At 47.3% G+C, this 21214-nt stretch carries 21 protein-coding genes; 6 read left to right on the top strand and 15 right to left on the bottom strand.

From position 1 onward, the window contains the following. Window positions 1-123: 123 nt before the first annotated feature. Entirely contained in the window at window positions 124-1083 is a 960-nt protein-coding gene (locus ACYVJM_RS30470; protein WP_461151901.1) for an ArdC family protein, read from the top strand. Between the two features lie 230 nt (window positions 1084-1313). On the opposite strand, the gene ACYVJM_RS30465 is transcribed toward ACYVJM_RS30470, so the two are convergent. The 14 genes from ACYVJM_RS30465 to ACYVJM_RS30400 form a co-directional block, all read right to left on the bottom strand. Next, a complete protein-coding gene (locus ACYVJM_RS30465) occupies window positions 1314-1478 on the bottom strand; it encodes a hypothetical protein (protein WP_461151900.1) in 165 nt (54 codons plus the stop codon). 76 nt (window positions 1479-1554) lie between these two features. Beyond that, complete coding sequence (gene traN / locus ACYVJM_RS30460; RefSeq protein WP_461151899.1) at window positions 1555-2688, bottom strand: conjugative transposon protein TraN; 1134 nt, start codon at window positions 2686-2688, stop codon at window positions 1555-1557. A 26-nt stretch (window positions 2689-2714) separates the two neighbouring features. Further along, window positions 2715-4037 carry a conjugative transposon protein TraM gene (gene traM, locus ACYVJM_RS30455; RefSeq protein ID WP_461151898.1) on the bottom strand — a complete coding sequence of 441 codons (1323 nt, stop codon included), beginning with the start codon at window positions 4035-4037 and terminating at the stop codon, window positions 2715-2717. A gap of 252 nt (window positions 4038-4289) precedes the next feature. Beyond that, window positions 4290-4940 carry a conjugative transposon protein TraK gene (gene traK, locus ACYVJM_RS30450; protein ID WP_461151897.1) on the bottom strand — a complete coding sequence of 217 codons (651 nt, stop codon included), beginning with the start codon at window positions 4938-4940 and terminating at the stop codon, window positions 4290-4292. A 1-nt stretch (window position 4941) separates the two neighbouring features. Then, on the bottom strand, window positions 4942-5994 hold the full coding sequence (locus ACYVJM_RS30445) for a hypothetical protein (RefSeq protein WP_461151896.1): 1053 nt from the start codon (window positions 5992-5994) through the stop codon (window positions 4942-4944). An 11-nt stretch (window positions 5995-6005) separates the two neighbouring features. Then, on the bottom strand, window positions 6006-6875 hold the full coding sequence (locus ACYVJM_RS30440; protein WP_461151895.1) for a hypothetical protein: 870 nt from the start codon (window positions 6873-6875) through the stop codon (window positions 6006-6008). Beyond that, a complete protein-coding gene (locus ACYVJM_RS30435; RefSeq protein ID WP_461151894.1) occupies window positions 6872-7720 on the bottom strand; it encodes a hypothetical protein in 849 nt (282 codons plus the stop codon). Before ACYVJM_RS30435 ends, ACYVJM_RS30440 begins: the two co-directional genes overlap by 4 nt. 53 nt (window positions 7721-7773) lie before the next feature. Beyond that, window positions 7774-10311, bottom strand: coding sequence for a TraG family conjugative transposon ATPase (locus ACYVJM_RS30430; RefSeq protein WP_461151893.1), 2538 nt, complete (start codon window positions 10309-10311; stop codon window positions 7774-7776). Then, window positions 10295-10621 carry a DUF4133 domain-containing protein gene (locus ACYVJM_RS30425; protein ID WP_166693938.1) on the bottom strand — a complete coding sequence of 109 codons (327 nt, stop codon included), beginning with the start codon at window positions 10619-10621 and terminating at the stop codon, window positions 10295-10297. Before ACYVJM_RS30425 ends, ACYVJM_RS30430 begins: the two co-directional genes overlap by 17 nt. A gap of 1 nt (window position 10622) precedes the next feature. Next, the gene (locus ACYVJM_RS30420) at window positions 10623-10958 is read right to left on the bottom strand and encodes a DUF4134 domain-containing protein (RefSeq protein ID WP_461151892.1); all 336 of its coding nucleotides are present in this window, start codon (window positions 10956-10958) and stop codon (window positions 10623-10625) included. A 19-nt stretch (window positions 10959-10977) separates the two neighbouring features. Next, entirely contained in the window at window positions 10978-11238 is a 261-nt protein-coding gene (locus ACYVJM_RS30415) for a DUF4134 family protein (RefSeq protein WP_461151911.1), read from the bottom strand. 102 nt (window positions 11239-11340) lie between these two features. Beyond that, a complete protein-coding gene (locus tag ACYVJM_RS30410) occupies window positions 11341-12018 on the bottom strand; it encodes a hypothetical protein (RefSeq protein WP_461151891.1) in 678 nt (225 codons plus the stop codon). Further along, a complete protein-coding gene (locus ACYVJM_RS30405) occupies window positions 12015-12566 on the bottom strand; it encodes a DUF3408 domain-containing protein (RefSeq protein ID WP_461151890.1) in 552 nt (183 codons plus the stop codon). The genes ACYVJM_RS30410 and ACYVJM_RS30405 overlap by 4 nt, the downstream gene beginning before the upstream one ends. Before the next feature lie 3 nt (window positions 12567-12569). Continuing rightward, a complete protein-coding gene (locus tag ACYVJM_RS30400; RefSeq protein WP_461151889.1) occupies window positions 12570-13280 on the bottom strand; it encodes a ParA family protein in 711 nt (236 codons plus the stop codon). A gap of 693 nt (window positions 13281-13973) precedes the next feature. Between ACYVJM_RS30400 and ACYVJM_RS30395 the strand changes: the two genes are divergently transcribed. The 4 genes from ACYVJM_RS30395 (at window position 13974) to ACYVJM_RS30380 (ending at window position 18315) form a co-directional block, all read left to right on the top strand. Then, window positions 13974-14393 carry a hypothetical protein gene (locus ACYVJM_RS30395; RefSeq protein ID WP_461151888.1) on the top strand — a complete coding sequence of 140 codons (420 nt, stop codon included), beginning with the start codon at window positions 13974-13976 and terminating at the stop codon, window positions 14391-14393. Next, the gene (locus tag ACYVJM_RS30390) at window positions 14375-15703 is read left to right on the top strand and encodes a relaxase/mobilization nuclease domain-containing protein (protein ID WP_461151887.1); all 1329 of its coding nucleotides are present in this window, start codon (window positions 14375-14377) and stop codon (window positions 15701-15703) included. Before ACYVJM_RS30395 ends, ACYVJM_RS30390 begins: the two co-directional genes overlap by 19 nt. A 154-nt stretch (window positions 15704-15857) precedes the next feature. Next, on the top strand, window positions 15858-17915 hold the full coding sequence (gene mobC, locus ACYVJM_RS30385; protein WP_461151886.1) for a conjugal transfer protein MobC: 2058 nt from the start codon (window positions 15858-15860) through the stop codon (window positions 17913-17915). A gap of 19 nt (window positions 17916-17934) precedes the next feature. Then, window positions 17935-18315, top strand: a complete 381-nt coding sequence (locus tag ACYVJM_RS30380; protein WP_461127623.1) for a helix-turn-helix domain-containing protein — start codon at window positions 17935-17937, stop codon at window positions 18313-18315. Window positions 18316-18327: 12 nt separating this feature from the next. Here ACYVJM_RS30380 and ACYVJM_RS30375 read toward each other — a convergent pair whose 3' ends face one another. Then, on the bottom strand, window positions 18328-18924 hold the full coding sequence (locus tag ACYVJM_RS30375; RefSeq protein ID WP_461151885.1) for a M23 family metallopeptidase: 597 nt from the start codon (window positions 18922-18924) through the stop codon (window positions 18328-18330). 302 nt (window positions 18925-19226) lie between these two features. Between ACYVJM_RS30375 and ACYVJM_RS30370 the strand changes: the two genes are divergently transcribed. Beyond that, entirely contained in the window at window positions 19227-21212 is a 1986-nt protein-coding gene (locus ACYVJM_RS30370; protein WP_461151884.1) for a DUF3945 domain-containing protein, read from the top strand. Window positions 21213-21214: the final 2 nt, after the last annotated feature.

Genomic DNA, 21214 nt, shown 5'->3' with positions numbered 1-21214 from the left:
GGGGCGAAGGGTTAGGTGTAAACTTCTGTATATCAACTATATATGTTGTATGGGTGCCAGAAGTGCCGTATCTTTATAGTGTTCCTATTGCGCGGCACCGACGTGTTACTTCGGGCGATTATAATGCAGAATGCAAAGGCTTCCGCACAGCGGGGCAGTATGGATCTATACGCCCGGGTTACTGATCTCATCGTCGACGAGCTTGAAAAAGGCCGTATCCCATGGCGCAAACGGTGGGGTATCCTGAAAGATGGGCAGGTTGAGGTGGCTCAAAATTACATAAGCAAACGCTCCTATACGGGTATCAATAGTGTCCTTTTGGGATGCGCTAGCTATGAACGCCCGTATTTTCTGACCTTCAAACAGGCAACAGAATTAGGGGGAAATATTCGCAAAGGTGCGCGGGGTAATATGGTCGTTTTCTGGAGTGTGCTGGAGAAAGAAAAGGAAGTAACGAACAACAAAGGCGAGGCCAAAATCAAAAAGGTGGGCTTCCCGCTCCTTAAGCATTATTTCGTTTTCAATGTGGCCGACGTAGAAGGAGTAACTATTGATTTGCCGGAGTTGAAAACACCTGATGCTCTTGACGATGTGTATAACTACAATGCCTGTGATGCCGTATATTCAGGTTATTCAAATGCACCCGAAATCGTGCATATTGATCCTGCCCGTGCTTATTACAGCCCGTTGCGCGATGTCGTGAATATGCCCCGCCCTACTGCTTTCGATTGCCTGGAAGCTTATTACTGCGTTTTGTTTCATGAACTGATTCACTCAACTGGCCACCGCGACCGCCTGAACCGGGAGGAGTTGGTCCATTCTGATGGGTTTGGTGGGGAGTTATACGCCAAAGAAGAATTAACAGCCGAAATCGGAGCCTGTTATTTGGCCAGCAGTTGCGGCCTTGACCTGACAGACCACCGGCTTTTGACCAATGCGGCCGCGTACCTGCAAAATTGGCTGTCGGCTTTGAAAGGCGACAAAACGCTAATTTTCCGGGCATCGGGACAGGCTCAGAAAGCAGTCAACTATGTACTAAATGACGTAACTGAAGAAATAGCTTCGGATGTTGTAGCGGCCTAACACGTATGTGGCCGGGTTAAAGCCCGGCCACATACTTTTAAAAACACTACGGTAAATTCACAACTAGTAAAAATCATCACCGATTCACTGACCGAGTACATTTGACGGAAAAACGATACATCAAGTAAATGCACGTAAGGTAGCAAGCTGGGTCTACTCTTTAATTTGAAGTGCACACTGCCAATACTTGACAAAATACACACTTTACTATACCTTTCGGCTAAATAGACTTAAATCCGGTTGACGGGTAGAAAGGAGTGTGAGCGATGGTAATTGGATTCGTAGTTTTCTTCCTGTTTTTCTTCATTCGTGGCTTTGTGCAGCAGCGGCAACGGCAGCGCATTGACAAACTGCAACGCGATATTGACCAGATGAGTCGTCGATTGCGTCAACAAGAACGTCGGTAAGGAATAGAATAAATGCAAAAAGCTCCGCTTGTGACGGAGCTTTTCTGTTTGGTAGATAGTGCCCTTATAATGGCCGGGCCTTCATGATGTCCTTGTTCTGTACCTGAAATGCTAGTTCCCGACCGCCATTCTGTTCGCCAATCACAATCAGCAACTGCTTATTGCCCGGTATAGTAAACCGCTGAAAGGCGTATACACGCTCGACCCTTTGATGTCCACGCACCGTGGTAATTGCTTCGTTATGCACATAGATAGGCCGTAATTCAATTTCCTGCCGGGAGGTCAGTTTTGCCGTTTTGCCATCTACGATGAAGTACCGCACGTAATCGATGTCGTAGTTAAGATTCGATTCATTCTCGATGGCTAGCCGATAATAAAGCACGTTGTCTTTCACATATAGCCCCCGTAATCGAGCCTCCATCTTGTTGGCCTCAGTTCCCCGCTTTCCCCGGCCACGATTGCGTAGTATGCGATCACTGGCATAAACGATGTCTGACTGCGTTGCTTTCACCGCACCGGCGGACCGCCCCGCAAACTGAATATTTCCTTCCTGGCCATCGAGACCATTTACAGATTGGGTGCGATCGTTTAAGTTAATCTGACTGGCTTGGCTTCCCGGCTCCGTTTTTCCAGACCCTGCCAGGTTGAGTGCCAGGACCGCTGGCGTTTCATTGTAGTTGACCACAAAGCTGTAAAACTTGCCGTCGGTAGTCATCACCGAAAAGTTAGTTTCGTTGAAGCCTATTTGCGACGCTTTTACTTTCAGTACGTTCTCTACATCAGCCGCTTTGTCGGCCATAATGCTGCGGCTTCCCAGGTCGACCGAAAGTACGGCCGTTGGGAAAATAATCGATACCGTTTTGTTGTACGCCAAATCGACGTAGTACGAGCGGATTATGTGCTGGGGTTGTATAAGCGCTTCTGGAGAAGTGCGCGGAGCCCCTGAAGCCGATACCGGCTTGTTCTCAGGGAAGTTTACGGCAAACTTACTTTCAGCTCGAAGCGTGCTGTCTGGCTTACCAACCGTTTGTTGCTGAACTAACAGCACAGGGCTTTCAGGGATGGGAGACCGGGCCGGTACGTCCCGCTTGTTTATCAATTTTGCGTACGTACGCTTGATATACGTTGGTTTGCGTTGCGCCATACCCGGACCCGATAGGATGAGGAGCGCGCTAACAGAAATAATGAGTCGTTTCATATAGTTCAGTAATTACCTGGCTAAGCTCATTTGAGCAGTACATAATAGTTTCCTTTCAGTGTAGCCTTCTGTTGGACAATCTTTCGTTGAAGAATGCTTCGAGCACCAGAGAGGCCTAATTGTGCAGCTGATATGCCGGCCATTGCTGCGTCTGCTTTGGCGCTATTGGCTGAGATACCATTCAAATTGTAGTTGGCCCCACCAATGGTCTGTCCCAGAAGTTGCTTTCCTTCCTGTGCGGCCAGCACGTTCGGTACGAACACGCCAGGCATACCGTCCATATCGTGCACTGTGAGCTTGATTGGAAATATTTGTCCTTCGTACTGAAGATTACTCAGTGTAATACCCACGCGTTCTGTCCCAAAACTGCCAGTACCGAAAACCAGTGTATTGGCCGGAATGAGAATACCACGTACAGTCACTGGCTCCAGTAGGCGAAGCTGTACCCGTCCTCCATCGGTAATTTGCTGATCTTGATGAATGACCGCCCGGATGGTGCCCAGATCTTCCGTTAAAGCCGATTCCTGACCCCCTTTCTGGTCCTGTGTGTATAACCCATAGAAACCATTCAATCGTCGATTGGTGGTTTCCCCCAACGTAGAGACGACAGCTCCTGATTCTGCCTTACGCGGCCGCTCCCCTTCGCGGGCAATAGCCGCCTTGGCTTCTTTGTCCCGCTTGTACTCTGTCAATAAAGCCAGTAATCGCTGTCTATCCTCTACTTGTTTCTGCACATCTCGTCTGGGCAATGCCTCCTCATCAAATTCATCAGGAAGTACCGTTTGGGCATAACCTGTTGAGACCGCCCGAATTCGATTGGTTGGACGGGGCCTACCTCCTACCCTGTTTTGACGCGGAGGGGGCGAAGGGTTATACAACGAGTCCATCGCGGCAAATTCCGGATCGATTGCTTCGGGCATCCGCTTTTGCTTGTATACATAGGGGTCTAGCGTAGCAGGTAAACCCGTAGAGGGCGCTGATTCAGGTAGTGCAGGGACAACACCAGTTTGCATACCGTTGACGGTAGACTGACTATTTAAGCCTTGTCGCTGCTGGGCTGCCTGTAACTCCAACTTAGACTTGGGTACGCTGTCGGTTTGTGCGTTAGGGATCGTAGCGTTCACATTGTTGATGAGCGGCATTTGTTTGCTCTCAGTCCCCGATATCAGGAAGTACCCGGTTGATCCCAGTGCGAGTAATAACACGGGGGCCGTCATCCAAAATCGTTTGTCTTTCAAAACGTCCTGAAACGATTTGCGAGCCGTTGGTGCTTCGGTCGCATCAGGTATATCCGCTGGTAAAGGATTATCGATGTAATTTTCTGGTTGAGTCGGATCGGTAAGGTTCATGAGTTACACGTTGGGTTTCTGAATGATTAGATACCTTCGGGGTTAATGGTTGACCCTTGGAGAAAGAGTATGGCAGGGCAGGTGGCTGGTGCGACAGATTCATACTCACGGACCACCCACCCAGTAGCAGAAGGGTAAAAAATGCGGCCAGCACGTGCCATTTTCGCTGAGATACAGGTCGACTTTCCCACCCCCTTAGTTTTCGGACAACAAGTCTGCGCCATAACCGCCAGTACGCATGATGTGGCCTGTTCATAGATTCGAAGTCTGGTTGGACCGCTGAACCGTTTCGATGTCCTGATTCTGGACCACCTTGAACCGCTCAATCATGAAGCCATGCGGGTTATTGTCCGTCCTGGCCACATCAATGAGGTAGCATTCCGTCACTAATTTTCGGATGGTAATGTTGTTCGCCCGAATCAGCAGTTGCCGTCCGCTGGTGACAACACGATAGGGCGATTGGCTAAAATTGACCTCGACTTTATCAATCTCTACCTTCTGGTGTACGTTACCCTGAATCAACTGTCCATAATATCCCGCTTCCTGCAAATCCTGATACAACCTGACAACCGAGCGATCGCCCAGATACGTTGCTTCTCGGATATTACCTTCCACCTGTTTCTCGTCGGGCTCAAGCGTGAAAAAGAGTCGATGAAATGTCTTGATATGGTCTTTTGCTTCAGCTGGCCGGTTGATATTCTGCTCCTGAGCGAGGGCTACCATAATGGACTTTCCATTGTCTAGTACGTACACTTTCTGGCGACTGGCCGACACCTCGGCGAAAGCCCAGTAGGCTACACCCAGCGCGAACGCGAGGCTTCCAATTACCGCAATGATGGCCATCCAGCGCACCATTTTGAAGGATGTTTCTAAATTGGTCAGGTAACGAAATTGTCCGTTCATGTTAGATGCTGTTTGAGGTCGGTTGCGATTTTGACGATGAGAAAGCACTGGCAACGGTTCGACCTAGTGAGGCTGCTCCAGCCCCGGCTGCCTGGCCTGTGCTGGCCCCGGCTACTATTGCCGTTGGTTGTGTGGCTGAACTGATTGCATCACCCACCCCGGTAGATTCGATGATGTAGGAGGCTACTTTTGGGATTGACAGGTACGCTCCAGCGCCAATGAAATAGAAAATGATTAAGCCCCAATCGGACGAACCCATGCCGGTATTTCCCGATCGCAGCTGCTCATCGAAAACGGCCAGATCCTGATTCAGCATGGAGATATGGATTGTCTCCAGAATCGAACCCAGAATATTGACCAGCGGAATGTACAGCAGGATATGGATCAGGCGCGAGAACCAGGCCGCTAGACCGGAGTAAAACCATTCGAAGGTGGCTAGGCCAAAGGTGATTGGGCCGGTGAGCGCCAGTACGATCAAAAAGAATGTGCTGATCAGTTTGATGTAAATAGCCGCCAGATCGTAGAAGATTTCCCCCAGCCAACTCAGAAACTGATCAAAATAATACTGCATGACCCCGCTCACGGCATTTCCCACCAAACTGTTACCGCTACCTGTGGGGCCGAATACAGTCTTGACAACATCCCAGGTGCCGATCTCGCCATCTTCGCCGGGCGGAATGAGAATCTTATCCCAATTCTCTTTGACTTTTGCTTTTTTGACCTGGTTCAAGCGCTCTACTTCCGCTTTTTGACTGGCCACCATGGAGCCGGTTCCTTTATCAAGCAATCGCCCGATACCTACCATACCTTTGACCAACAGCGGATAGCTAAGCAGGCAAAGGGCCAGGGCGAAGGGGCGGAGCAGCGGATACACGTCGATGGGCTCGGCCCGGGACATGTGCCCCCAGATCCGGTAAAACACATAGCAAAGTGCACCGATGAAGCCAATAGCCTGACCAAAGGCAACCAATGCCCCAAATCCATCTGAGAACTGGGTGAACACTTCGTCGATCGATGTTTCCAGGACGGGCGAAACCAACAGAATTGCTTGCATACAGTTGAGGTTTAGCGATACGATTGGGTTCGTAGGTATTTAGTTTGGTAAGCTTTCCGATTACGTTGGTATTTGTAGTAGTCCAGCCCCTGCGAAGTGATTTTGTCCATCGCCAGTAGCGTTGTGCGACGGGCCTTGCTTTCCTTATCAATTTCGCGAAGCAGCCGAAGCCGGTCCGCTGGTGATAGGTAGGCCGTTTGACCCTGCTTCTCAACGAGGGCCATTTTTGCCTTCAATGTTTTGTCATCGGCTAGCAACGACGAGCGAGCTGAGGCTAACACTGTCCAGCCAATGTCCTCGTTTGGATAGCGCGCATCAATGTCCTCTTTCATCAGCCGAGCATTGGTGGGATCTGTGATTGTTATGGCGACAGGCAGCCCATCTGTCCACAATGCCTTTACTGACTCGTCAATGGCCTGGCGACGGGTGCCTTGCATCACGTCTAACGGGGCTTTATTCATTGCCTGCTGATAGGTGTATTTGACTTTGAAATCCTGATAACGAACTTTGTTGATCCGTTCCTGGCCATCTTTCCACGTTCTCTTCAACTTCTCGATGGCTTTGGCGAGGTCCTTATTCTTCTGTTTCTGGTATTGCTCCATGATCTCGGTAGCAATAGGAGCCAGTACAGTAGCATTAGCAATCCCTTTGACTACCTCGTCCATGACCTTTTCTTTTATGAGCTCACCATAGTCGAGTCCAGCATCTTTTAAACCCGCCATTATGTCGCTTTCTGACACGCTTAATAGTTGGTCTATCTCGGATTGAATGACGTTGCTACCCCTGTTTCCAGTTGGTATTGCATTGGCGGAGGGCATCTGTGCGTTGGCAGTACCAGCTACGCAGCCGAGCCAAACCCAGTATAGTGTTCGCTTTTTCATCTGGTTTGGTAGGTAGTGGTGCGGGTGCTTACTGTCCGGTTGAGCGTTGAGTTTTGTTTGTACAATCCCTGCCTATAAGCGTTTTTAGCTATTTCCCGAGATCGGAATTGATAGGTCGCTCGGATTAGGGCTAATGTCTGATTGGTCCGCTTAATTCGGTCGTAAAGGTCCGTTCGCACGGCGTTTAGGGCCGATAACCGTTCTCCTTCTGACATCCACACCGGTTTACCGCCGAGGTTAATAATCGTTTTAACCTCAGCTTCCAAATCGCTCGTCTCAGCAACCCCCTGTAAAACCTGTCGCATTGCTGCCGCTTCTTTAGCCGTAAATGCTGACGTATTCAGAAATTTGTCGGCCGCTTTCTTACTGGCCCCAATGGCACCGGTAAGCTGGTTCAGATTTAGCTCCCGATAGTATGTAGCAAAGGCAGGCGAGAGCTCCATGTGTGCTTTTTTCCAGGCGTAGTCTACCTTATAGTTTTGATACTCGATCTTTTGCTGCTTGGATAAACCGTCCTTCACCATCGACTGGAGGGATTTAACAGCCGAGATAGGCGAGACGTCAAATAGTTGGCCCAGGGCGTTACCAAGCAATCCGGTAAGTTCATCCTGAATACCCTGCATTATGGAATTCTCTGTTTCGCCGATGATACTCTCGATTTCTCCGGATAACTCATCGCCTAAACCACCAAGCAACGTCTGTCCTGGTGGCCTTTGTTGTGGAGGCTGACCCGGATTTGTGGTGTCCACTTCAGCCATCGCCGACTTAACGTGTAAGCCATTTGGTACGCTCCTAACACCGGCCTGAATGGGGTACATCCAACCAAAAAGGCAAAGGCTTGTCAAGAGCAGTTTGTTAACAGACTGCTTCACTTCAGTATAGAAATAGATTCGCAGATTTAGCGACTAACGAGGGTGCCGGTCTTCACTTCGTCGGCGTAGTCGCGCAGGGCTAAGTCGTAATTACCGCCGTAGGTTGCCACCTTTTCTTCGAGCCGATTTTTTTCGTTTTGCTCGGTTGAATAGGCCAGATACTCTTCGGTCGATACTTCGACGCCATATACTTTTGATTCTTGTCCTCCCCAGGAGATAAAGACCTCTTTATATTTCCGCTTTGGGTCGAGGTCCCTGTTCAATGACAGGCAAAGATCTTTCTCCTTATCTGTCAGGGCCAGCAAATCCTTTACGTGGGAAAACTTGTTGCGGTACTTGCGCTGGTCGAGCAGGATCTTGGTGTCGGCATTGTTGATGATCGAGTCTTTAACGATCTTGTTGCCAATGATGTCGTCCACTTCCTGCGTGACGATCCAGGCTTCCCCGAAAAACTTACGTACCGTTTTGTAGAGGTATTTGATGTATTCAGCCATCCCATCTTTCATGATGGCTTTCCAGGCCTCTTCAATGAGAATTATCTTCCGAACCCCATTCAGCTTTCTCATTTTTGAAATGAAAGTGTCCATGATGATAATCGTAACCACCGGGAACAGGATCGGGTGATCCTTGATGTTGTCCAGCTCAAATACGATAAAGGGTATGTTCAGCAGATCCAGATTAGCCCGGCTATTGAGTAGCTCCTCGTATTCGCCACCCCTGTAAAAGGGCCGTAGTACATAGATGAAGTTATCATAATCGAAATAGCCGATTTGTACTTTGTGTTCGTCCAGGTACCGGGGGAAATCTGACTGCATAAACTCGTAGAACGAGTTGAAACAGGGGAAGGTATCCGGATTATTGGGCAGGTAACTTTCGAAATATTGCGTTACTGCATCCGAAAGCGCGGTGTATTCTGACATCGTTTGCCGTTCGTCACTTCGTTTCCAGAGCGTCTGCAGCAGTACCTTGATGGCTTCTTTCTTCTCGACGTCGGGGAGCAGGCGGTTTTCGATAAAGAATGGATTGAAGTTAATCGGTTCTTCTTCTGAATAAGTAAGATACAGCCCACCCAGCATATCGCACAGTCCGCGGTACGAGTGGCCAACATCAACAATGACGGCATGGCTACCCTGAACGTGAAAACTTCGCAGTGCATGGTTGGTAAAGAACGATTTGCCGCTGCCCGATGGACCCAGTATGAACTTGTTCCGATTCGTTACCCACCCTTTGTTCATGGGGTGATCGGATAAGTCGACCAGTAACGGCTTTCCGCTCATCCGCTCAACCAGTTTCACGCCGTAGAGCGAGACAGAATCATAGTAGTTTGTTTCCTGGTTGAGCAGACACACTGATTGCGGCACAAAAGACCAGTATTTGTCTTCACTGGGCAGATCGGCCGCGTTACCTGGTATGCCTGCCCAGAATAGACCCAACGCGTCCTTCGTGTTTTCACGGGGACGAACGCCTAACTTGGCGATGGCTGAAGAAACCAGATTGCGCAGTACTGGTAAACGGCTTCTGTCTTCGGTCCAGACCTGAATGTTGAAATGAGAACGTACCGGCGTAAAACCAGTCTCAGCTGCATAGCTTAGATACTGGTTCAGTAGCATGGCGTTCACTTCGTTATCCTTCCCAAAGTTGGCCAGTGACCTCATTTGTGTAGCCCGTTGCTCTAATTTGGGGAATGCCGCCTGCTTATCCTCGATAAAGATGTACTGGTTGTAAATGTGATTACAAGGTAGCATCAGCGAAATCGGAGCCGCATAGCTTACCGACACATTCGACCTTTCTGTGGAGAGTGCTTCAACCCGGTTATTGGTGTGTACCCACTCGGGCAGATCGTCAATATCCGAGATTGTGTAGAATTTGGCATACTTCCCCCCAACCCGTAACTCCTCATCCATCTCTAAATCCGCCAGCGTTACTACCTCATCGCGGAGCGATAAACTCATATATCGCTCTAACAAGCCCGCTTTTTCGCTCGTACCGGCCAATTCGGCTGATCGTAGCCGACGCAGGCCAATTAACCGGCTACTTTCCAGAATCGAAGTGAACTGCTCAACGCTGTTAAAGAACTCCTCAACTTTGTGCTTATCCCCTACTTCCTTTGGTACCAGTCGACCACGCGCCAGCGATGTTTTGACCGCACTCACGTCCCGTCGTTCTGGATGGGTTTTGGTTAAATACAGGTAGCACTCGTGGTGGAGGTAGGGACGCTCATTGAAATGGCGATCACTGGCCCGATCAAGGAATGTGCGTTGCGTTGTGCCTGCTCCTTCGCCTGAAGTTTGATAGTTTTCTTCTACGAACCAATCCTGTTTGTGCAGGATCGTATAGCTTGGCAGTACACCTAACGCTTTTGTCCATACGTTGCACAGGGTGATGTAATCTCCCTGCTCAACGCGCCCCTCCCCTACCCCATCGAAACTTGCATTCAGGGTAAATATTTCTGGTAAGCTAACGGCGAAGCAAACGGTCAAATCCCCGTGAACCGATATGAGGCAATCCTGCTCAATGGCTCTTAGGGGAAACACGTCATGAATAGCTTTACTTTTTAGGTTCATGCCTCAGTTGTTTATATACCCCCGAACTTCTAACCATGATCAATTTAGGCTGTCTGCCCCGTCCCTGTGTTCGGGCCATTCCCCGTTCCCCATGCACCCGGGAAATCCGTACCAGTTGTCCATAGAGTACAATCAGCCCAACCAGGTACGTACCATAACAGATCAATCCTGACCAGCCAGTTACGATCATAATGAACGTACTTACAACCAGCAGTCCAACAGCTGCTCCTCCCAAGACCATCAGGAAATTCATTCCTCTGATGCCGAGTACCTGAGGTGGCCTATCCACTCCTTTATTAACTCGAAACATATTAAGCTCCGAATACGGCCGACAGTGTCACTACGACCAATCCCGCAAAAATGAGCGCGCCAAACCAGGAGGCTGCTGCTTTCCGGGTATCAGGATCTCCGTTTGACCACTTGCTATAGACTGAAATGGCACCAACAATGCCTATGATGGCACAAACGGCGTACATCAAATTCGTTACGATCGTGAACGCTCCTCTGACCTGTGTTGCCGCCGTGCTCAACCCTTGAGTACTTAATCCTTGCGCCGGGGCCATATGTGCCACCAGTATGCCTGCCACAATTAACGCGATAAGTTGGGCCGCGCTAGTACCCTTCGATTGGTTAAAGCGATTTTGCATTGTTGAGTTGTTTTTACAGTTAAATGGACTCTAGAATCATAAAGGCGATGGCTATGAACAGCAAGCCACCCAACCAGGAAGCACTGGCCTTCCGTACGTCACTCTCTCCGTTTGACCATTTACTGTATACCGCAATGGCCCCCACAATTCCCACTATCGCTGCAGCTGCTTGTCCAAGTCGGATCGCTCCCGCTCTAGCGTTCGTTATTTGCGTCGTTGCACCCTCAACTGCCTGTTTTAATTCATCTTGGGCGAGAATCTGTTGACTCAGTAGAAGCATCCCTACAATGCCTAAATTGCACAAAGTTGCCTTCATTATATAATATACATATTGAAAATACGATGCTAATATATATAGTATTTTAATTGGGGCAAAATTTTTTTAGGCTATTAAACTTTCAATCCGATCGAAGAGCGAGCCGTAATCAGGTTTAGACGTTTGCTCATGCTGTTTGAAAAGCCAATCTAATGCCTGGTCATTCTCAAGCTGATACGTATCGATCAATAGCCCTAGTTCTTGTTTTACAAAGCTTGTATCTGCGTTGCGTCGTTTGTTCAGTTGCGTCATTTTTCGTTGAACTGTATGTACTCGCTTTACATATTCGTTCAGCGGCACAAGTGGCTGTTCACTTTTTGATTCATCATCGTTTTCAAAGTCGACCAATGAAATAGATTCCTCATCCATCCAGCTGCACGTTTCGGGTATCTGATCCGTTTCGGCTGGGTACTCCGTTTCGTTCATAGGTCCATCTTTCGGCATCAGGGTTGTGGCTGGCTCAATAATTGGTCCTTCCGTCTCTTCATCGATGCTGCTATCATCAGTTTCAAGGGCTTGTTGGTTTGTTGTTGTAAATCCACCCAGTAACTTCCCAAAGTTGGTTCTTGAACGGCCCAAGCCATTCTCAGCTGATATGGTGTTTTCTGATGAAGGTATTTCAGCAACTTCCCCCTTTTTAGATAGGGTTGTGCTCCTCCCCCACCATCCATACTCTTTTCCTAACCGGTAGCCCTGCCAGCCCGTCAGAGCTAGCAGGGATGCACTGATCCATAGTGTTATCATTCGTGTAGTTCGGCTTCTTTTTGTTGTACTGTTGTCCTCATCATCTCGATTTCAGCCTTATTGTCGCTGAAGTGCTGTCGGAATATATTCTCCATGATTTCCTGCATTGATACCTTGCTGCCTGTCAGGTCAGCGTATCGCTGTAAAAATGCGATATATGAATGTGAGCGTTTTGATATGTAAGCCACCTTTGTGGGCCTTTCAAACCCTTTAATAGGTTGTAAGTACGTGTTTGTGTATTTATCCACCTTTTTACCTGACGTTGCGGGCTCCTTTGATACTTTGCTTAAAACCTCAGTTTGTGATTGGATTGCCTCCTCCACTGTTGGCACAACCGGTGATTCATCAACTGGTTCATTTGCTAATGGTTGTTCTGATGGTGCTGACACCTCCATTGCAGTCACTTTCGGTTGCTGTTCGACTGGCGCGGTTTCATCCGCATTCCACCCGTAATTCTCCTGTAGCTTGCTGAGGTCAGATGAAGCCGTTGCCAGGTTAGCCATCGCCCGTAGGGATGCGTCGTCTAAGGTTTTCTTGTTTTTAGCCATGGCTTATCCTACTGGTTGAGTGATGTTAAGTAACTGATTTAATTCTCCAACCAGGTTTTTAACCTTGTCGCTCGGAAACAGCGTGGAACGTTCCCGTTTCCAGGTTACTGAGTCACTTACCCGGTGTTCAAGTATCTTCACATTCCCTCGTTCCCGCACAATGTTTTCTATTCCCTGCATCAAGCTCGGATTTTCCGATTTCTTGTATTTGTTCCAGAGCATAAACAGCTGGTAGTCCGCTCCCTTTGCTTCCCTGAAGAGGTCGAAAAGGTCTAACGTTTGCAGTCCGGCTGTGAAGCTCATCTTATCTGCTTCCATTGGTAGTATAACGTAATCCAACTGCGATGCCACCCGGTCGAAACCTTTGACGTTCATGGTACCAGGCATATCGATGAAGACTAGTTCATCTTCCCCCCTACCCTTTAGGTCGGTTAAGAACATAGCTAATTCCTCGAGTGAACCCTTGTAGACCTTGTACAACTCACGATTCATCTCCGGGTATAGTGTTACATATAGACTTTGAATCTCTTCGTCGTTCTGGATGCTTGCTAATTCAGATCGGCGCGTTGCATCAAAAGAGTGCTGAGGGAAGTCAGCATCAATTACCGTTACCGGTTTCCCTAAGGTAGTATGGTAGTAGGTAGCCAACAGCATAGTCAGTGTCGTTTTACCGACACCCCCCTTCTGGGTACATACGGAAATCAGTTTTGCCATTTTGGAAGCGCTTTTATGATTTATTGCAATTTTAAGAGAAATATATAAATGCTTATGTATTTATTAGTTAAGTTCTTTATTAAATACAATTAATAATTATTAAGTACAATTGATAGTAAGTCAATAAGGTAGTAAATAAAGTATTACTTTATATAGTATTTAAGATAATATTTTATTTATGTAAAAATATAATATGACAATGCAAATTCACAATAACACACTAAAACAATAAACTAATATTGTTGCACTATTATATTGTTGTTTATAAATAATGTGATATTACGACACAGCTATAATGTCATATTGTGAGTTTATGATAAAATCATATTGTGAAGTAGAGGATTTAATGTATGATATTATAACAAGGTCATATTATTATAAGGCGTTAGTTTATAAGGCTGATTATTAAATACTTGCAGTGTATTTTTCTTGAAACACGTTACATCTCTTCGAACAGGACAAAATAAGAAAGGACAAGTTAAGTGGGTTCGATCTTAAATGATATGTTGTATTAAGCACAACAACGGCACTTTGATAAAAGATAGAACATAAGCATATTTGTACTGGCCATCTGAATACACAACACCTCACTAGGACGTATTTGCAAGATGTGTTTTGCTACCCGCGAAACTGCCCTGCTTTCATTCTCACTTAGAACAGAATGGAAAATAAGTTGAAAATCAACGGTACGCAGTGTACAACGCAAAGGTGGAAAAAAGTAAAACAGGCCCACGTAAAGGGGGAAGACCTCCTAAAATCGATTCTGAGAGATCGACTATCAAACTTAATTGCTGGGTAACTCCCGTTGAGAATAGGCAAATACAGGCAAAATATGAGCAGACGAAGGCGGGCAGGAAGCTGGTGTTTGCCCAGTTTCTCAAACAAGTATTGTTATCAGAGAAGCAAAGCAGGGGGCCGAAACCAGATGAATTGCTACTGACAATCATCATCAATTTACAGGAAAGGGGGCGCCAATTGCAGCTTATCGCTGAGATAATCGGAGAAGATCGGAAGCAGGAAGCCCAGTCTATTGTTGGCAATAAGCTAAGCGAAGAGCTTCTTAAGATTCAGGAAACCATTGAAAAGATCGCAGCATGGTTATACGAATCTTAACCGGAAAAGATGTAGCAGGAGCGTTCCGGTACAATGAGCAGAAAGTGGAGCAGGGAGAGGCCGAGCGTATCCAAATCGCCAACTACCCCGATCATGAGAAAGCCCAAAAATATGCGCGGTTCAGGCTTCAACTGCTCGAACAGTACGCTCGTCTCAATCCTGCTATTCAAAAACCATCGGTACATTTAGCCGTTGCGTTTCATCCCAAAGAAGTGGTAAAAGTCGATCAGCTGCAAGCCATAGGAGGTGAGGTAATGAGGGAAATAGGTTTTGGTAAACAGCCTTACCTGATGTACCAGCATCATGATACGAAACACCCGCATATTCACGTGGTGAGCGTTGCGGTGGATGCAGAAGGGCGTAAAATCACGGATACATTCATCAAGAACCGTTTGCAAAAAGTACGTCGTCGACTCGAAACGAAACACGGTTTGGTGCAGGCCGAACGACCATTCGTGACTAGAGAGTCAGATAGGGTAGCGGAGGAGTTAGGTGTTGAACAACATTCGACCAGGCTGACAGTTGATGAGAAGGTAAAAAGGACATTGGAGACGTACTCATTTGGATCAGTGAACAGCCTCAAGCAATACTTGAGTTGTGAAGGGATTGTAATGAATACGAAAGCTGGGCGTAGCCAATCAGGAATCACCTACCAACATGTTAATCCAGGGGGTGCTAATAATCGACCCATAAAAGCAAGCAGTCTGCCAAGCCGCCCAACACATGCCAGGTTAACAGAACTATTCTCAAATCGAGAAGATCAACACAAAAAAGAGTGCAGAGCAATAGTAAGCCTGATTGAAAAGCGATTAGCCCTTTACCGAAGCTTGACAGAGACCGAGTTTAAACAGACGTTACGTCAACTCAGCATCGAAATACGAGAAACGGATGGAGCTTACCTCTACATAAGTACCCAGACCAGAGCTGTTATACACGAAGCCGAATTAGAAAAGCACTTCAGCAGGGAAGTGCTAGTGAAAGGCTTCTCAGAAAAGACGGAACGGAAACCTATTGAAAAGTCGAAACCAGTAATCCAAAGTTCTCATGATGCTGCCGTTAAAAAACAAAAGCAAGTTGCTACGAGTGAGACAAAAGCACATAAACGAGAAGCTACAGTGTTTACGGAATCAACGATCGTCCAAAGAAAGAACAAGGTGATTGAAGAGAAAACCGAGAAGCATACGAAAAGCTCAGTAGTACTGGATCAAACTGGAGAACTGCCAGAAAAACCAGCAGGAGAGGAGCAGGTTCTGGGCCAAGTGAAGAAAAAACAGAAAAAAAATCTGATGCGAAAAATTCGTCGTATGTGAACAAATAATATATTATATATATGGAGTGGGTTTGTGGAGTATCTATCTGAGCCTGTTTGTACGCTTTTAGACATCGTGTTGATGAAAATAATATATATCATATATTAGCGAGAGGAATAACTTTGTATAACATTCATCGCTACGTCAACGTAAAATGGGAACGCAGGATAAAGAGTATAGGGGCATACTGAACATGCTCCTTTTTATGTCGCTAGCTCTGATTGGGTTTCATCTATACTTCTTCTGCTACGACACGCTACAATCGATAGGGTTCAGCTTTACCTTGTTGGACCGATTCATCTTGAGTATTGACCGGGCAACCCACCTTTTTTCACATCCCATGTACTCCAAGCTAGTCGCCTCATTGCTACTTGGGATATGGACGTTTGGTAACAAAACGCGTAAGAAACTAAACGTAACTTGGGCACATGTCATGCGGGCCAGTATTATTGGCGGAGTATTGTTATTGTTGAATGGAAAACTTCTTCGGGTGGCGTGGCTGTCAGCTGAGACCCGTAATGGAGCCTACTTATTAACAACGCTGATCGGTTATTTGCTGCTGATCAAGGCTGGCAGTTACGCAAATCAGATTCTGGGTGTGCAGATTGGGGAAGATGCGTTTAATGACGAAAACGAGTCGTTCGAGCAAGAGGCAGAGTTGAAACAGAACGAATACTCAGTCAATATTCCAACAGAATACCATGTGAAGAAGAAGCTTCGGAAGGGATGGGTAAACGTGGTCAATCCGTTTCGGGCAACGTTGGTCATGGGTACGCCTGGGTCAGGAAAGTCGTTTGCTGTCGTCAATAACTTCATACGGCAACATCTTGAGAAGGGGTTTACCATGTACATCTACGATTACAAATTTCCCGATCTGTCGAATATCGCATACCATTACTTACAGAAAAACCGTCGGGCATTCAAACGGATGCCGACATTCTACGTTATCAACTTTGATGACCCCCGGCGATCGAATCGGTGTAACCCATTGCTGCCGGAGTTAATGTCAGACATTATTGACGCACAGGAAGCAGCAAGGACCATTCTTTTGAACCTCAATAAATCATGGATTCAGAAACAGGGGGATTTCTTTGTGGAGTCACCAATGAACTTTCTAACGGCCGTTATCTGGTACCTCAAAAAATACGATGAGCGTCGATTGCGAGGTCTGGCCCAGCAGGGGTTGCCAGATGACGGTCAACGCTACTGCACGTTTCCCCATGTTATTGAATTTGCAGGAGCTGAATACCGCGAGCTCTTCCCGATCCTACAATCGGAACCCGAGATTGAAAACTTACTAAAACCCTTCGCCAGCGCGCTTAGAAATGAGGCTTATGAGCAACTGGAGGGTCAAATTGCATCAGCTCGTATCCCACTTTCCCGACTCTCCAGCCCGGCGCTTTATTGGGTGATGACGGGTAATGATTTTAGCCTAGACATTAACAACCCAGACGATCCCAAAGTGCTGTGTGTAGGCAATAACCCGGAACGTCAGGAAGTGTATGGAGCAGCACTGGGTCTCTTCAACGCACGACTAATCAAGCTCGTCAATAAGAAAGGCCGGTTAAAGTCGTCGCTAATTATTGACGAGTTGCCCACTATCTATTTCCGGGGGTTGGACAACCTGATAGCGACCGCACGGAGTAACAAGGTGTCTACGTGTTTGGGCTTACAGGACCTGAGTCAGTTAAAGCGTGATTACGGTGATAAGGAGGCTACTACCATATTCAATACGATCGGAAATGTGTTTTCGGGTCAGGTGCTTGGTGAAACGGCTAAGACCATGTCCAGCCGCTTTGGAAAAAATAAACAGGTTCGACACTCACTCTCGTTCACGGAACGGGATACCAACTTATCTATTTCCGAGAATCTGGATTCGGTAATACCCGAGTCAAAAATCTCAAATTTGTCGCAAGGACATTTTGTCGGAGCGGTTGCTGACAACTTCGATGAGGCTATTAAGCAGAAAATATTTCATGCCAGGCTGCTGGTAGAACCGGCGATGATTGCTGAATTAGAGCGGGTAAAGTCCATTCCGCCGGGTGTCGAATTTGCCCAAATCTCTGACCATCAACTAAGTTATATGTTGGAGATGAATTACAACGGGGTAAAAAAGGATATTTCTGCGTTAATTCAAGCCGAAATTGAGCGGCTGACCAATGATCCAGCATTGAAGCACCTGGTCGAAAACCTGCAACCTAAAGATGAGTAATGACCGTATAACACCAGTAATGGAACAACTAGAAAAGGATAATGAAGCCTATGCAGCACTTGTAGCCCGGCGAATGGCTAAAGTACGTGAATTCCTGAAAATGAGTCAGCAGGAGCTAGCCGACGAGTTTGGCACCACACAGAATCTGATATATCGTCTGGAGAACGGGCTGAAAGTCTCGCGCGAAATGTTCACGCTTATTGCTCTCTACTACGTAAAAAGGCACAAGGTAAGTTACGAGTGGCTGTTCAATCCCGAGCAGGAGGAAGAGCCGAACGTACCTATGTTCACTAATGAAGTGGTCAAACGACAGCGTATTAATGACCAGCGCGAAGCCCAACGACTCGCCCTGCTTCATCAGTTCATGGAAGAAATCAGTAAGGTCGAGCAAAAGCCATAACAAATTGGTTGCTCAATCTCGCTTAATCGTTCCTTTTGTACTCTTTGGAATGAAACCTTGCCCGTCAGATTGATGCTGTTGTATTTGGGTTAGTTCGGCGCGGGCCAGCTTGATCCATAAAAAACAATACCGTTCGGGGTCAACAGGCTTGCCCTGAAATAGTATTGCATAGTGTAAGTGCGGTCCTGTAGAGCGACCCGTACTACCTACCTGTCCAACTAACGCACCTCGTTGGACGACATCCCGCTCACGGACCGCATGGGTGGAAAGATGTCCATATACGGACTCATATCCCGATGGGTGCTCAATACAAACGGCTAATCCCAATCCATCCATTTCCCGCTTTACCCATTTTACAACGCCAAAGGCGGTTGCATAAACCGGTGTGCCGGTGGGTTGAGCTATATCAAGGCCACTATGATGGCTAATAGTCCCGCCAATTGGATGAGTCCGCCAGCCAAACTTACTCGTAACGCGATACTCCTGCCAGGATACTAATCGTAGGGGTGGTATAGCTGGTACATACTGTAACTGGTGGACAGGGTTTCTAACGGAATGTTTAGCCGCATTAGAACCGTTAAAAATACTATCTGTGAAACAGGCCAGCATTGAGTCTATTTCCGGATTGATTACCGGTCCTCCTAGAGAGCTGTCACGTTGCAAGTTTACTGTTGAATCGAAGCAGCTAACCCGAAAGATGGACCGGCCTTGCCGGTTTATTGACGTATCCAGGGGTAAAGCAGGAGTAGTGAAAAGGACCTGAGCCTGAAGGGACTTTGTGCACATTAGTAGAAGCGCGGTGCTTGCAGCCATGATCTTTAATTTCATGTTTAATATATATAATAAATTATTTATAATAAAATTATATGAGTAATATATAAAAACAATAATTTTGCCTGAAACAACACAAAATGCATATGGAGCCGATGCGTATTGCCGAAAGCACGGTAGAGCCTAAACCCAATGAGCGCACACGCCTGGAAGCTGAGCAACTACAGGAATTTGAGCGATTAGAAACGCAACAATATCAGCTGGTGCTGCCCGCACAATATGAACAGTTGAGGGGATACTTGGCCAATGATGGCTTACTGTCGGACGAGGAGATTACCCGATGCCTGTACGACGAGACGCTAAAAAAAGCAGACCTGGCTAAACGCGTTGAAGAGCGTACCCAAACAGCACCTGAAACCGACCGTGCTAAACTAACTGATTACCTGTGGGAGATCCATGAAACGGTAAAGGGTTTGCCGCTTTCGTTCATCGATCCAAAAGAGACGTACCGCATTGATGTAGTCAATACGCCCGGGCGTATAGCTGAAGCCGAATCTCGTAATGAACAAGTAGGGGAGTTGGGTACGCCATTAATGCGTAGTCAGGTAAGTCCTGTGACATTACACCTGGACATTAATGGTGGGTTTCTAGCCAACTTCCTGCACAATGCTCAGCTTAACCATGAGCAGATGAGCCGATTTATTACCGATCTGGAACGTCAACATAAAGAACTGAAAGGCCAGCTCCAGAGCAATGACCGTCTTCAGCCAATCCAGGAAGTAGGTTCTGAAAAAGTCAAACCTGTCGAGACTCCATCCTTTCAGTTACTCCAGGAATCTAGCCCCTCTTTAACCGCCTGGCAACGTCTGCGGCAGTCCGTAAGTGACTGGATTGCGCCAGCAAAAGCAATGCCTGACAACCGGGAACCCTATGACATAGCACGCCAACCGGACTCTTTCACAAAACCGTCTCAGGTAGGGGAACGACTGGGAACTGTCAACCAGGCAGATGCACAAGTTCCCCAATCTACAATCGCCCAAACTTCCCAAGGTCATATCAGCTCATTTGCTGAGGCACCAGCTATAACTGAGAGGCATCTGTCTGCTGAAAGTCCATCGGTTAATACGGCGATGGAACGTAAGCTAGCGACCGATGGAGCGACCACAACTGCGGGCATATCGCTTCAATCGACTACTCAATCAATTGTAAATAATCAGACTCAAGTTATATCCATGAACGAGACAAACACTCCGGGCGTAGAGGTACCCGTAATGGGTCGGCCAACTCGCTACCAGTGGGCGGAAGTTGCCGCTCAATTCGAAAAGGTTGGGGTGACCCGGCAAGATTTAGAAAAAGCTGGCCACCTTGATGATTTGCTCAACGGTAGAAAGACCGGGTTGATGAAGCTGACGCAGGCGGGTGAGGAAGGTAAACCCTTTCAAATAGCTGGGAAACTGTACATCGTCAATACGCCAGACAATGGGCCAATTGTCGGTATACAGCCGGAGCGTAAGCAATTGCTGCTACCGAAAGAATTTCTCGGCTATGAGTTGACAGCCCGTGACAAGCAAAATCTAGAAAAAAACGGGGAGATGGGTAAGCGGGTAGACCTAACCGACAAAATCACTGGCAAGCCGTTCGTGGGATACATTGGCGTTGATAAAGACACGAAAAGCCTGACTGTCCTTCGGGCCGAGCGCCTACACATCCCGCAGACGATCAAAGGGGTAACACTGACTAAACCGCAGCAAAAAAACTTAGAGCAGGGGCGAGCCATCAAGCTGGAAGGTATGACTGGTAACAATGGTCAAACCTTCAACGCTTATGTGCAGGTTTCGGCGGCCAAACGCTCGCTCACATTCGCTAAAATCCCAGATAACGCAGTCAAACAGACGGTCGATCAGAAGACAGCCCAGGACCTGACCAAACCCGTACACCAACTCAAAGGAGATGGGGCTGGCGGTAAGAAAACGATTCAGCCAAAAGAAGAACTAATGCAGGCAGCCGCACAACGGGTCGAAGCACCCAAGCCAGCCAAACAGAAAAGACAGGACGCGCAGAAGCCACTAGGGGAGGAGGCTAAACCCAAGAAAGTGAAAAAGCAGAAAGGGCCAAAAGTAGGGTAAAC

The organism is Spirosoma pulveris, assembly GCF_054781875.1.
Note: the sequence above shows the minus strand (reverse complement) of the source record. Positions and strands in the feature narration are given on the sequence as shown.